The organism is Streptomyces sp. NPDC031474, from assembly GCF_055581185.1.
Window position 1 is genome coordinate 128,957 of sequence record NZ_JBVIJX010000016.1, and the last position, 13,061, is coordinate 142,017.

At 71.2% G+C, this 13,061-nt stretch carries 12 protein-coding genes; 4 read left to right on the plus strand and 8 right to left on the minus strand.

Going from position 1 to position 13,061, the window contains the following annotated elements; translation table 11 throughout:
* Positions 1–59: 59 nt before the first annotated feature.
* Positions 60–1,184 (minus strand): ABC transporter substrate-binding protein, encoded by a 1,125-nt coding sequence (locus ACZ5SK_RS32180; protein ID WP_361703834.1) that lies wholly within the window; start codon positions 1,182–1,184, stop codon positions 60–62.
* 356 nt (positions 1,185–1,540) lie between these two features.
* On the opposite strand from ACZ5SK_RS32180, the gene ACZ5SK_RS32185 reads away from it, so the two are divergent.
* The gene (locus ACZ5SK_RS32185) at positions 1,541–1,840 is read left to right on the plus strand and encodes a helix-turn-helix domain-containing protein (protein WP_361703836.1); all 300 of its coding nucleotides are present in this window, start codon (positions 1,541–1,543) and stop codon (positions 1,838–1,840) included.
* A gap of 20 nt (positions 1,841–1,860) precedes the next feature.
* The gene (locus tag ACZ5SK_RS32190) at positions 1,861–2,835 is read left to right on the plus strand and encodes an Lrp/AsnC family transcriptional regulator (RefSeq protein WP_334574293.1); all 975 of its coding nucleotides are present in this window, start codon (positions 1,861–1,863) and stop codon (positions 2,833–2,835) included.
* A 45-nt stretch (positions 2,836–2,880) separates the two neighbouring features.
* Here the strand turns inward: ACZ5SK_RS32190 and ACZ5SK_RS32195 are convergent, their stop codons facing one another.
* The 4 genes from ACZ5SK_RS32195 to ACZ5SK_RS32210 form a co-directional block, all read right to left on the minus strand.
* Positions 2,881–5,301 carry an MFS transporter gene (locus ACZ5SK_RS32195; RefSeq protein WP_468417251.1) on the minus strand — a complete coding sequence of 807 codons (2,421 nt, stop codon included), beginning with the start codon at positions 5,299–5,301 and terminating at the stop codon, positions 2,881–2,883.
* 205 nt (positions 5,302–5,506) lie between these two features.
* Entirely contained in the window at positions 5,507–6,814 is a 1,308-nt protein-coding gene (locus ACZ5SK_RS32200; protein ID WP_468576767.1) for a glycosyltransferase, read from the minus strand.
* The gene (locus tag ACZ5SK_RS32205; RefSeq protein ID WP_361703845.1) at positions 6,811–7,137 is read right to left on the minus strand and encodes a hypothetical protein; all 327 of its coding nucleotides are present in this window, start codon (positions 7,135–7,137) and stop codon (positions 6,811–6,813) included. Before ACZ5SK_RS32205 ends, ACZ5SK_RS32200 begins: the two co-directional genes overlap by 4 nt.
* Positions 7,137–8,252, minus strand: coding sequence for a polyamine ABC transporter substrate-binding protein (locus ACZ5SK_RS32210; RefSeq protein WP_334574300.1), 1,116 nt, complete (start codon positions 8,250–8,252; stop codon positions 7,137–7,139). The genes ACZ5SK_RS32205 and ACZ5SK_RS32210 overlap by 1 nt, the downstream gene beginning before the upstream one ends.
* A gap of 237 nt (positions 8,253–8,489) precedes the next feature.
* Between ACZ5SK_RS32210 and ACZ5SK_RS32215 the strand changes: the two genes are divergently transcribed.
* Complete coding sequence (locus tag ACZ5SK_RS32215; protein WP_334574301.1) at positions 8,490–8,903, plus strand: BlaI/MecI/CopY family transcriptional regulator; 414 nt, start codon at positions 8,490–8,492, stop codon at positions 8,901–8,903.
* Positions 8,900–9,877 carry a M56 family metallopeptidase gene (locus ACZ5SK_RS32220; protein ID WP_334574303.1) on the plus strand — a complete coding sequence of 326 codons (978 nt, stop codon included), beginning with the start codon at positions 8,900–8,902 and terminating at the stop codon, positions 9,875–9,877. Before ACZ5SK_RS32215 ends, ACZ5SK_RS32220 begins: the two co-directional genes overlap by 4 nt.
* A 65-nt stretch (positions 9,878–9,942) precedes the next feature.
* Here ACZ5SK_RS32220 and ACZ5SK_RS32225 read toward each other — a convergent pair whose 3' ends face one another.
* The 3 genes from ACZ5SK_RS32225 to ACZ5SK_RS32235 form a co-directional block, all read right to left on the minus strand.
* On the minus strand, positions 9,943–10,581 hold the full coding sequence (locus ACZ5SK_RS32225) for a ScbR family autoregulator-binding transcription factor (RefSeq protein WP_334574305.1): 639 nt from the start codon (positions 10,579–10,581) through the stop codon (positions 9,943–9,945).
* A gap of 257 nt (positions 10,582–10,838) precedes the next feature.
* The gene (locus ACZ5SK_RS32230; protein ID WP_334574307.1) at positions 10,839–12,074 is read right to left on the minus strand and encodes a cytochrome P450 family protein; all 1,236 of its coding nucleotides are present in this window, start codon (positions 12,072–12,074) and stop codon (positions 10,839–10,841) included.
* Between the two features lie 253 nt (positions 12,075–12,327).
* On the minus strand, positions 12,328–13,011 hold the full coding sequence (locus ACZ5SK_RS32235) for a ScbR family autoregulator-binding transcription factor (RefSeq protein WP_334574309.1): 684 nt from the start codon (positions 13,009–13,011) through the stop codon (positions 12,328–12,330).
* Positions 13,012–13,061 lie beyond the last annotated feature (50 nt).

Consider the following 13,061-nt stretch of genomic DNA (forward strand, 5'->3'; position numbering starts at 1 on the left):
TCGCCCCGGAATCCTCATCGTCCTGTCGGCCCCCTTGCCTTCCCGGTGATGCGTTCCGGTCACTGCTCGGCGGCCTTCGCCTTCTCGACGACCGCCGCCGGGTCGAAGTCGTTCGCGCCCTTGAGGAGGCTGTCGTCCCACAGCTGCTGGAGTGAGACGTCCTTGGTGATCTGGCCGGACGTCCTGGTGTAGGCGACCGTCCTGCTCCACTCCGCGTCGCTGATCGCACCCCAGTCCTTGAAGCTCGCGGGCTCGCCTGAGGCCGGGACGGCGGTCTTGATCCATGCCTTAAGGGTCTTGGTGTCGTCGCCGATGCGGTCGTCGGCCTTCTTGCCGGTCAGCAGCTGCGGGAACGCCCGGTAGCCGTCGCGCATGGCGGCCTCGGGGTTGACGGCGGAGAAGAGCAGCGCCTTGTAGGAGGCGCGCAGGTAGCGGGTGAGGACGTCCTTCTTCTCCTTCAGGGTCTTCTCGGTCACCGCGAAGGTCAGGGAGCGGATGCCGTCGAAGGCAGCGGAGTTGTTCAGATAGCGGAACCGGGTGCCGGTGTTCTCGATCGTGGTGAAGGCCTGCGTGTACAGGGCGAGTACGTCGACCTTGCCGCTCTCCAGAGCGGACAGGGCCTGTGCGCCCACACCGACCGGCAGCAGATCGACGTCCTTGGCGGCGTCCAGCCCGGCGTCGGCGGCGTAGGCACGGGCGTAGATGGCCGAGCCGGAGGCGAGGCTGATGACCCCGACCTTCTTGCCCTTGAGGTCGGCCGCGGTCTTGATGTCGCTGTCCGGCTGGACCGCCATGCGCCAGGGCCAGTTCCGCACCAGGCCGCCGACGGCCTTGACCGGGACGCCCTTCTCCCGCGCGGCCAGGACGGATCCGGCGTCGGCCGGCGCGATGTCGGCGCTGCCCGAGGCGACGGCCTGGACCGCGGCGACCGAGCCGTCGGTGTTGATCACGTTGACCTTGAGCTTCTCCGCCGATAAGTAGCCCTCGGCGTCGCCCACGGCGTAGGTGGCGACTTCTTCCTTGGGGGCGATCACGGCCGAGGGGATCGCGAGGTCGAGCTGGGCGGGGCCGCCCGGGTCGCCGTCGGAGGAGGACGAGCTGTCCGTGCAGGCGGAGAGCGCCGCGAGGGCGGCGAGAGCGACGGCGCCGACGCCGCGTCGTAGGAACTGCTGCACGTGCCGCATCGCGTACCTCCGAGGCCGGGGAGCAAGGGATGTCGGTCGACGAGTTCCGCGCCGGACACGGCGGGCGCTCGTTGTTGCGCTCGGCTTGCCGTTCAGGGCTCCCTGGTCAGGAGACGTGCGGTCGGCGGCCCAACTGGGCTGCGGGACGGGCGACTTGTTCGCACTCAGGGCGGTTCCCGGCAGTGCCGGTGCCCCCACCTTGACGCTCTTCACCACCGCGACGCAAGAGGTCGCCGACATGACGAGGCCACGACAAGCAGGGAAGGGTGAGCGGATCGGTCCGGCCTGCGCCTGCCAGGTATCAGGTATCAGGTCTCAAGCAGGTTGATGCTGATCAGGTGTCGTATGGTCGGCGCGTGAAACAGGAGGACGACGGGCCGGTCGCGGCCGATGCGCTGCGCCGGGCCGAGTGGGCCGTGCAGGCCCGTAAGGAGCAGCGGCTGCGGGGGCTCGGCATCGCGGCCGGGCAGTACTCCCTGCTGATCAGCGTGCACACCGATCCCGGCCTGACCGGCGCCGAACCGGCCCGCCGTCTGAACATCACGCCACAGGCGGTGGCGTCCCAGGTGGCGCGCCTGGAGAAGCTGGGCGCCGCGAAGACCGCGCGGCTGAGGGCACTGCTCGACGAAGTGTCCGACGTGGTCACGCAGGCGTAGAACGGCCCTGAGGAGTACCGATGGAATTCCCCCCGCTCGACCCCCTCGACCTGCAACTGCTGCAGGCGCTGCAACTCGACGGGCGCGCGCCGTTCAGCCGGATCGCCGCCGTGCTCGGTGTCTCCGACCAGACCGTGGCCCGGCGCTACCGACGGCTGCACAAGACCGTCGGCGTGCGCGTACTCGGCATGACCGACGAGACCAGGCTCGGCCGGCAGAGCTGGCTCGTGCGACTGCACTGCACCCCGGACGTGGCCGAGCAACTCGCGGACGCGCTCGCCAAACGCCCCGACACCCTCTACGTCACCCTGACCTCCGGTGGCACCGAGATCGTCTGCGGTATGAGACCCCGCAGCCGCAAGGAACGGGACGAGCTGCTCTTCGGCCGGCTCCAACGCACCCGGCAGGTCGTCACGGTGTCCGCCCACTGCCTCCTGCACTCCTTCTACGGCGGTTCGCTGGGCTGGCTCAGCAAGTCCAACGCGCTCACTCCCGACCAGCAGGCGGCCCTGTGCCCGCCGTCTCCTCAGCCGTTCGAGGGCACCGTCACGCTGGACGCGGCCGACGAGGCGCTCCTCGCGGTGCTCCGCCGCGACGGCCGGGCCACCCTGACCGACCTGCAGAAGACCACCGGGCAGTCGGAGTCGGCGGTCAAGCGGCGGCTCGACTCCCTGCGCTCCGCCGGAGTGCTGTACTTCGACGTGCAGTACGACCACGAGTCCCTCGGACAGGACGTCAACGCCATGCTCTGGCTCACCGTGGCGCCCCGCGCGCTCGCCGACGTGGGGCGCACTGTCGCCGAACACCCGGAAGTGCAGTTCGCGTCCGCAGTCACCGGCCGGGCCAACATCGTCATCTCCGCCCGCTTCCGCAGCTCCGACCATCTGTATGCCTACCTGAGCGAACGGATCGGCGCCCTCGACGGCGTCCAGTCGGTCGAGACGGCCCTCGCACTGCGCCAGGTGAAGCAGCTCACCTACGAGCCGAACCGCTGAGCATGCGCCGCGGCGCCTGGGTGTGCACCGCGGCGCCTGGGTGTCTCAGCTCTCCGAGTGAGCCAGTTCCACGTCAAACTCGTGTTCAGGGCTGGTCACGGCCACCGGTACGGCAACCGACGGATAGCCGGCGGCGATCACCGAGTAGTCGCCCGCGTCCAGGTCGGCGAAGGCATAGCCGCCGTCCGGCCCGGTGATCGCCGTCCCGACCACGTTCCCTTCCTTGTCCAGGAGTGTGACCCGCGCGTCCGTCAGCGGCCGGCGGTCGGCGCCCGCCCGCACGGTGCCCCGAAGCGCCGCACCCGGCCACAACGCCACGTCCAGACGGGCGAGTCGCGGGCCGAACACGTGCACGGGGAGGGCCGCGGGCCTGAATCCGGCCGCGGTCACCACCACGGTGAGGTCTCCTTCCGGCAGCTCGCCGAACGCGAACGCACCGGACGCGTCGGTGGTCTCCGTGGCCAGCGCCCGGCCCCGCACGTCCGTCACCGCCACCGTCGCCCCCTCCACGGGCTCACCGCCGCCGGCCGTCAGCACCGTGCCGACCAGGCCGCTGTTCGTGGCCAGCAGCACGTCGTGGGACAGCGGCTCGCCCCCCACCATCACCGTGGACGCCTGCGGCTGGTGGCCCTGCGCCGCCGCGATCAGCACATACGAGCCCGCGGCCGGCGCGTCCAGTCGGTAACGGCCCTCGGTCCGCGCCACGGTCCGGCCCAGCTGCCGACCGCCCGACGAGATCAGTGTCAGCGTGGCTCCCTCGACGGCCGCCCCCGCCGCATCGCGGATCCGGCCGTGCAGCACAGGACCCGAACCACCGTCAGGGACGACGGCCTCGGCGGCGGTCGCCAGGCCGAGCGCGCCCTCCAGGTGCCGGTGCTCCTGCGACCGCCCCTGAGTGTGGGCGCCGACCAGTACCGGCTCCGGCTCCTCCTCGACGACGGTTTCGGCGTCGTCGGGCGCTGCGTGGCGCGCGCCGCCGGTGACGGTCTTCGTCGCCTGCCGCGGAGTCCGCAGCAGTACGGCGCCGACGAGTGCGGCGAGCAGGGTCAGGCTCGCGGCGACGATCAGGCAGAGGTGGAGGCCGTCGAGGAACGACTCGGACAGCGCGCCCATCGCCCGGCCGGTGTTCCCGCCGAGATCCATCCGAGCCACCGCTCCCAGACCGTCGGCGTCCGCGACGCCGGTGATCTGCTGTGCCTGCGCTCCGGTGATGCCGGCCTCGCGCAGATGGCCGGGCAGGGCGTCGACGCTCTTCGTCGTCAGCAAAGTGCCCAGGACGGCCGGGCCGAGCACGCCGCCGACCTGCCGGAAGGCGTTGTTGCCCGCCGACGCCATGCCGGCCAGGTGATGCGGCACCGCCGCGACGGCGGTGGCGGTCATCGGAGTGATCACCATGCCCAGGCCCACACCCAGCACGGCCAGCCGCCAGGCCATCCCGCCGAAGGAGGTGTCCGCATCGATCGAGGTCAGGGCGAGCAGCGCGCCCACGGCGGCCAGCAGACCGGTGGTGATCATGAGGCGGGGCGAGATCCGGTGCATCAGACGGCCTGCCGCCGCCCCCACGACCAGGGACGTGACACAGACGACCAGCAGCCGGTACCCGGCGTGCAGGGTGTCGAGCCGCTGCACCATGCCGAAGTAGAGGCTGAGGACGAAGAAGAAACCGATCAGCCCAAGGAACGTGATCATGGCGATCAGGGTGGTCGCGCTGAAGGCCGCGCTGCGGAAGAGCGACAGGTCCAGCATCGGGCTGGGGCTGCGCCGCTCGGCCAGGACGAAGGCGACGACGCCGGCCGCCGCCAGCGACAGGGCCGCGACGACCCGTCCCTCGGTGAAGGAGGAGGCGCCGCCCTCGATGACGCCGTAGACCAGCGCGCTGATGGCCACCGCCGCCGTGATCTGGCCGGGCCAGTCCAGTCGGCGGTCTCCGGGCGCGCGGGAGTCGGTCACCAGGGGAAACGCGACCGCCAGGGTGATGACGGCCACCGGTACGGTCGGCAGGAAGATCCATCGCCAGGAGGTGTGGTCGAGGATCACACCGGCGATCATCGGGCCGACGGCCAGCGCGGCCATCAGTGAAGCCGCCCAGAGCCCGACGAACGTGGCCCGCTTGCGCGGGTCGGGCACGGCATGGCTGATCAGCGCGAGCGTCGACGGCAACAGCGCGGCCGCGCCCACACCGGCGCACGCCTGCCCCACCCACAGGACCTCGACCGACTGCGCCGACAGGGCGACGGCGGCGCCCACCCCGGCCATCGCCAGGCCCGCCAGGTACACCTTCCGGCGGCCGTGTACGTCTCCGAAGACCCCTGCGGTCAGGATGAGCGCGGCCATGGGCAGTTGGAACGCCGACGACACCCAGGTCAACTGGGAGGTCGACGCGTGCAACGCGCTCTGGATGGCCGGCAGGCTCACCGACACGGTGGTCACCGGCAGATAGGCGACGAACATGCCGACACAGGCCATGACCAGCGTGGCCACCTGCCGTTCTCGCGGCGTGTTCGTGGGTGTGACGTTCACGGAACTCTCCCTCGTGGCGCGGCGATGCCGCACGCGGCTTACACGAGGAAAACCCTCGGGTAACTCCCGCTGCCCGATCCAGCCACAGCCTCCGAAACCGGGAAAACCGACACCGGGAGCGGTCCTGCGAGGGATTTCCTCCCAGGGGCTGTCACGAGAGGGTCTGCGGGTCGCGCCCAAGCTGCTCGACGAGGTCCGCGGCGGTGTGCAGCCCGTCCCGCGCCCGGATGGTCGCGGAGGTCTCCCTCAGCGTGCGCCGCAGCGGGGTGTCGCCCAGCAACTTTGCGAGGGCGTGGTGCAGTTGGGCGTCGGTGAAACGGTACGGGTCGAGCCGGACCCCGTAGCCCAGCTCGGCCACCCGCTGCGCGTTGTCGTACTGGTCCCAGAACAGGGGCAGCACGATCATGGGCTTGCCGTGGTGGAGGCACTCGGTGGTCGTGTTGTTGCCGCCGTGGGTGATGACGAGGTCGACGAGCGGGAGGATCCGGGTCTGCGGGAGGAACTCCGCGCCCCACATGCCGGGCGGGAGTTCGATCTCGTCGTGCAGCGGCCCCATGGAGACGATGCAGCGGTGCGCAGTGCGCGCCAGGGAGCCGATGATCCTGCGCATGAGGTCGACGTCGGCGGAACCGAGCGAGCCGAGGCTGAAATAGAGCAGTGCGCTGCCGTCCGTACCGGTTCGTGGGTCGGCCAGTTCGGCGGGCAGGGTGAACTCCTCGTCGGTCTCGCGGACCGAGGAGTCCAGCCGGTGCCAGGTGGGGCCGAGCGGACGGGCGTCGGTGTAGTCGGCGATCTCCGGATAGACGTACAGGTTCAGGTCGCCCTCGTGGATGAACTCCAGGTCGGGCAGCGGCCGTGCGCCCTGTTCCACCACCCAGGCGTTGAAGGCGGACCACACGCCGCGATGCGTGCGGTCGTACTCGGCACGGAACTCGGCCCAGCCGGCGCGGTCGTGGGCCGGGTATCCGGAGAACGGCGGGGGGACGAGGTCGCCCTTCGTCTCCAGCGGGTTGCAGGAGACGATCCGCACGAAGGGGACGCCGGCCGTGGTCAGCGCGGGGAAGCAGACGACGTTGTCCTCGACGATCACGTCCGGCCGGACCCGGCCGATGATCGCCTTGAGCCGAGGTTCGCAGTAGCGGGCCCCGGCGACCAGCTCCTCCCAGACCGGCCTGACCCAGGTGCCCAGCTGCTCGATCGTCGGCTTCCTGAACTCGGGGGCGGTGTCCCTGATGAAGTCCTTCCAGAACTGGCCCGCCTCCTGGGGCTTCTCGGGCGGCGGGGCCAGCTCGACCAGGTCCTCCTCGAAGCCGAGCGCGGTGAGCCTGCCCTTCCAGGACGCCTCTGCCGCGAACACCACGCGATGGCCGCGTCGGCGCAGCACGTCGCCCATGCCTACGCAGTTGTTGGTCGGTCCGTAGGCGCTCTCCGGCGCGAAGAGGATCGTCAGCGGTCTCATGGGGCCTGCCCTCCCGTTTCCGAGCTCGTGTCGTCCACCTCGTAGCCGAGGAGGAGCGCGAGCACCGTGGTGACGGCCGCGATCCGCAGCGAGTCGGTGAGGACTGCGGCGTACAGGGAGTCGGTGATCCGCGTGAAGTTCTCCCCGGTGACCCCGTCCTCGTACGCGATCCGGCCGAAGCGGCCCCGCCGGAAGAGCGTGTAGCCGATCAGCAGGCCCAGCGGCACCAGGAGCAGCACGACCAGGTACGACAAGCCCGGACCGATCAGCACGACGCGGGCGCGCAGGCGTGGTCCCCGGCCCGCCTTCAGCGTGCGGACCATCAGCCCGCGGTGACTTCCGTGACGATCCGGGTGTACGCCGTGGAGGCGTCCCCGAGGTCGACGACGGACTCGCCCCTGACGAGTTGTTCGGGCGTCATGGCGAGCGCCGGATACTTCTTCAGCAGGGCCGGGTCGATCTCGGCCATGGCGGCGTCGTTGGGGACCTTGTAGAAGATGTTCGAGGCGACCCAGGAGTGCACCTTCGCGTCGAGGACGTAGTTGATGAAGGCGTGCGCCGCCTCTTTGTTCTTGGACGACTTGAGGACGACCATCGTGTCGGTCCACAGGTCGCTGCCCTCCTTGGGTACGACGAAGCCGATCCTCTCGTCGTCGGTCGGGCACCATCCGTCCCAGGCCTCGGCCAGCGCCGTCTCCCCGGACTTGAGCCGGTCGCCGAACGTGGTGTCGTCGTAGGCGAGGAGTCCCTTCTTCGCGGTGAGCAGCAACTCCTTGACGCGGGCGAGCTGTTGCTCGTCGGTGGTGTTCACGGAGTAGCCGAGCGCCTTCTGCGCGGGGAGGAAGAGCCAGCGTTCCGTCTTCAGCATGGTGATCTTCTTCTTGACCGCGGGGCGCGGCTTCAGCAGGTCGTTCCAGCTGTCGGGGGTGTCGCCGACGAGGTCCTTGCGGTAGCAGAGCCCGGTGGTGCCCCAGGTGTACGGCACGGAGTAGACGTTGCCCTTGTCGTGGGCGAGCCGGGCGGCCGGCGGATCGAGGTTCGCGAGGTGCGGGACCAGATCGTGGTGGATCGGTTCGAGCAGGCCCTGCGCGGCGAGCGCCTGCGCGTACTGGCCGGACACGAACGCCACGTCGATGCCGCTGTCGGCGGAGGCGGTCAGCTTGGCGACGATCTCCTCGTTCGTCGTGTGCTTGGCGACGGTCACGGAGGGGCCGACGGCGGACTGGAACCGGGCGGGAAGGTCCTCGGGCAGATAGCCGTCCCAGTTCGAGACGGTGAGCCGCTGTTTGCTCAGGTCGGCCTCGCGGTCGAGGGACGCGGAGGCGGCGGGGCCGCTTCCGCCCGGCCGGTCTTCGCCGCCGCAGGCGGAGAGAACGAGGGCGAGGGCGGCCGCCGCGGCAGCCAGGGAAACGTGCCTGAACCTCGGTGCGCCTAACACGCCACTCCCCTGCTGTCTAAATCAGCCGGCTGAGCGTGGGGCTGTGCTGCGCCCGGTACGCCAAGAGGCGCGCGGGCAGGCATCGGTTCCCGGCGTTTCGCATCGCTGGCATGCACCGGGCAAGACGGCGTGTCACCTGGCGTCGAGCGGGCTACAGTCGTGGCGACCAGGACAGATCCTGCAACCGCGCAGCCGGTTCACCGCTCTGCAGACGAAAGAGAGCCGAGGAGCGTTTCCATGGCAGAGGGACACGAAGACCGGCCGGCCGGCGGACGGCCCGACCGGCGGCCCGCGGGTGAGCTGGAGGCGAGTGTCCTGGCCGCGCTCTGGGCCGCCGACGCGCCCCTCACGCCGGTCGCGGTGCAGGCGGCGCTCGGCGGGGACCTGGCCCGCACCACGGTGACGACGATCCTGACGCGCCTGCACGCCAAGGGCGCGGTCACCCGCACCCCCGCGGGCCGCGGCTACGCCTACGCCCCGGCCCAGGACCCACCCGGTCTGACGGCCCGCCGCATGCACGCCGAACTGGACAAGGACGCGAACCGCGGAACCGTCCTGGCACGCTTCGTCTCCGGCCTCGGCCCCGAGGACGAGGAGCTCCTGCGGGCCCTGCTCGACGACGGCCGGGCGGATCCCGGAGGCACTGCGTGATCTACGCCGTATGGATACCGCTGGTCGTGCCGCTGCTCGCCGTGCCCGCCGCCCGGCGGGTCGCCGAGTGTCCGTCGCCCCGCGCCGCCGCCTGGATCCTGACGGCCCTCACTCTCGCCCTCGCCCTGTCCAGCACCGCGGCCCTGGGCCTGCTCGCGCTGGCCGGCGCGCTGCGGGTGCCGTTCGTCGCAGCGCTCGGGCATCTCTCTCCACCGCTGCTGGGCCGCGGCTCGCCCACGACCGCGCCGGCCGCCGTCGTGGCGGCCGTCGCGTTGACGGCCCTGGCCGCGGCGGTGCTGCGCCGCACCCACCGTCACGTCCGTGAACTGCGCACCGCCCGAAGGCAGTTCGGCGGCGGGGCGAGCGCCGGGGACCTCTGGGTACGGCAGGACGACCGCCCCGAGGCGTACGCGCTACCGGGACGGCCGGGCCGCATCGTCGTGAGCTCCGGAATGCTGCGCTCCCTCAGCGCGCCGGAACGCGAGGTGTTGTTCGCCCATGAGCGCGCCCATCTCGCCCACGGCCACCATGTCTTCCTCGCGGCGGCCGAACTCGCCTCGGTCCTGCATCCCGCCCTGCACGGCCTGCGGACGCCGATCGGCTACGCCCTGGAGCGCTGGGCCGACGAATCGGCCGCCGAGACGACCGGCGACCGCACGCTCACGGCCCGCGCCATCGCCCGCGCGGCCCTCGCCGCCCACACCGGAAGCGCCTGCGCCCGGCCCCGGCTGTCCCTCACGGCCACCGCCGGACCGGTCCCGCGTCGTGTCTTCGCCCTGCTCGCCGCGCACCCGGCCGCGCCCGGCACCCGCCGCCCACGCCCGTGGGTCATGGCCCGCCTGCTGTCGGCCGCTGTGCTCCTGACGTGTGTGACGCTGTCGACCGCGGCCGCGGTCGAGGCGGCCACCGACCTGCACACGGGCATCGAGATCGCCCAGGGGGAAGCACACGGCCGCCCGGACGCCGTCCGCTGACCGTCACCGTCGCCCCACCGACCGGTCACCGCCCTCCGCTGACCGTCACCGCCGTCCGCGGCGTTCTACTCCCTCTGTTCGGCCACGGCCGCGCCGATGCCCGCCAGGAACGGGGCCGGGTCGGGCGAGGCCGCCAGCCGTGGCAGGACGAACGTCCACAGCTGCGTCATGCGCTCCACCGACAGCCACTCGCAGTCCGCCGCGCCCAGCACCTCCAATCCGGTCGTCGCCGCCACGATCACGGTCGCCGCGACATCGGCCGAGACGTCCTGCGCGAGCTCCCCCTCGTGCTGCGCCTGGACGATGAGGTCGTGCACCCACCCATGCCACCAGCGCAGCATCTGCGCCCCGTTCTTGCGGGAGGGATCACCGCTCAGCCGGAACGCCGCCCTGATCACGGGCTCGGTGACGACCGCCAGCAGCAGACTGCTGGTCATGTGCACGAGGGACTGCAACCGCGTGTCCGCCGCGCTGCGGCAGCGCTGCGCCAGCTGCTCCACGGCGTCCGCCGCCGCCCGCTCCACGGCCCCGGCGAGGTCGTCCTTGCTGGAGAAGTGAAAATGGAGGGCTCCGGTACTGACGCCGGCCCGTTCGCTGATGGCGGGAAGGGACGCCCGGGCGTAGCCCTCGGCGGCGAACACCTCGGCCGCCGCACGGACAAGGGACTGGCGCGTGCGCACCGCCCGTGCCTGCTTGACCATCATGCCTTCCTCCCCCACCCGGCCTGCACGGACAACGCAGGTCCGCGCCCTGCGCCCCGCCGAATCGTGGAGAGCATCCCATCACCAACACTCCGCAGTAAACCGCGCGTTCGGTATTTTTACCGTCCGTGCGTGACTGTTCGTTTTCCGTCCCCGCATTGCCGCATCCTCGCGTGGACGCCGGCAAGGGCGCTGCCGGACCGGCGGGTCCGGCAGCGTCATTCGGGCGACAACGCTCCCCGGCGAAGAGGACTCGCCGGTCAGACGTGCGCGGGAGTCAGGATCACCGGCAGCGACCGGTAACTGTTCATCAGGAAGCTGGGCAGGGGGGCGAGTTCCTCGGGTTCGCAGGCGAGTTGTATCCCGGGGAAGCGGTCGAAGAGTGCGGCGAAGGCGCTCTCCGCCTCCACACCGGCGAGCGGAGCTCCCATGCAGCGGTGCGGTCCGTGGCCGAAGCCGAGGCTGTCGCGGTCCTTGCGCAGCAGGTCGAACCGGCCGGCGTCCGGTCCGTATCGCTCGGGGTCTCGGCCGCCGGCCGCGAAGGAGACGAGGATGGCCTCGCCCTTGCGGATCAGCACTCCGTCCAGGTCGATGTCCTCGACGGCGAACCGCATCGGCGAGTACGCCCCGGGGGTGTGCACCCGCATGGTCTCGGCGGCCACGTCGCCCCAGGTCGCCCGCCCCGCCCGGACGTGCTCCAGTTGCTCGGGCCACCGCAGCAGCGCCCCGACCGCGTTGGTGATCAGGGCGGCGGTGGTGTCCTGCCCGCCGGCGATCATGAGGAAAAGGGTGCCGAGCAGCTCCTCCTCGGTGAGCCGGTCGTCCTGGTCGCGCGCCTGGATCAGCAAGGAGGTCAGATCGTCGCCGGGCTCGGCCCGTTTGGCCTTCACCAGCTCCGACAGCAGGACGAACGCCTCCAGCCGCGCCGCCTCGATCTCCTGCCCGCTGATCGTCGTGCTGAACACCGTGTGCAGCGCCGTGCACAGGGCGTCGGTGGCCTCGCCCTGCGCCACCCCGAACAACTCGCAGATCACCCGCATGGGCAGCAGTTCGGCGAACGACGACCGCAGGTCCATCGGCGTGCCCGGCTCGGTGGCCGCGAGCCCGTCGACGAGTTCGGCCGCGAGCTGTGCGACACGCGGCCGCATCGCCTCCGAGCGCCGTGCGGTGAACGCCCCCGCCACCAGCCGACGCAGCCGGGTGTGCGAGGCGCCGTAGGCGAACAGCATGTTCTCGTTCGCCACCCACGGGTACAGCGGCCACTCCTCGGTGATTCTCCCCTCGATGAACTCGGGCCAGTGCCGGCGCGCGTCCTTCGACACCCGGGAATCGGTCAGCAGCCGCTCCACGTGCTGCTGGCGCACCACCGCCCAGGCCACCACACCGCCCGGCAACTCCACCTGGACGGCCGGTCCCTTGGCCCGCAGCATGGCCGCCTCACCGGCGAGATCGCGCCCCGTCACGTCCAGGGCATAAGGGCAGGCAGTCGTATCCATCGTCGTACTCCCTGGGTTCGTCTTGCACATATCGGCATTTGCGCTTGCCCAGGAGAAAGGGGCTTCCCCCGCCCTCCCTACCGGGAACGCACGACGACGCCCCGGACGACCTTCATTCCCACCACTCCCCCAGCCGCCCCGAAACCAACCACCGCCACAGCGCACAACCACCGTCGCACGAGGACCACGCCTCGGCGAACACGCCCCGACGACCGCCGACGACGCGCGGTCGAGCCGGTGCGGCGGTCAGCGGTCAGCCGGCCGCCTGCTTGCCGCCCGTCCCCCAACTGGCCTTCACGGCCTCCTCGTAGACCCTGGCCCCCCGGTCGGCGGCCGTGTCCAGCTGCAGAAGCACCGCAGGCACCGCGATCGCCGCCATCAGATGCCGCTGCAGGTCCGCCACCCGCTCCGGCAGATCCGCGTGCCCCGTCATGATCTTGGACAGTACCTGGACGCCGGTGAACGCTCCCACGAACATCCGCGCCGCGGCGGCCACGTCGACATGCGGCAGCAGTTCGCCCTTCTCCTTCGCCCGCCCCAGCACGTCCGCGTTGTGAGCGATCCATCCGCTCATCGGCAGCCGTCGGTCCAGCTTGTCGCTGGGCATCCCCTGGTCCACCGTCAGCCGGATGCTCCCCTGCACCAGCGGGTCGCCCACCGCCAGCAGATGGGCCAGTACGAACGCCTCGTCCAGTCCCTGCTGGAGCAGCAACTCCCGTGTCGGCACGGCCGGTACCGCCTCCAGCTGGCTGGCCAGAACCGCCTGCGCGAGCTCCTCCTTGGAGGAGAAATGGAAGTACAGGGCGCCCTTGGTCACCCCGGCGCGGGCCAGGATCTCCGCGATCGTCGCGGCCTCGTACCCGACCTCCGCGAACACCGCCGCGGCCGCGACGAGGACTGCCCGCCTCGTCCGTACGGCCCGTTCCTGCAGCGCCACGCCCCCACCTCCGAGGTTGCTCCCCGTGATTCCGGCTCCGGAAAATATAC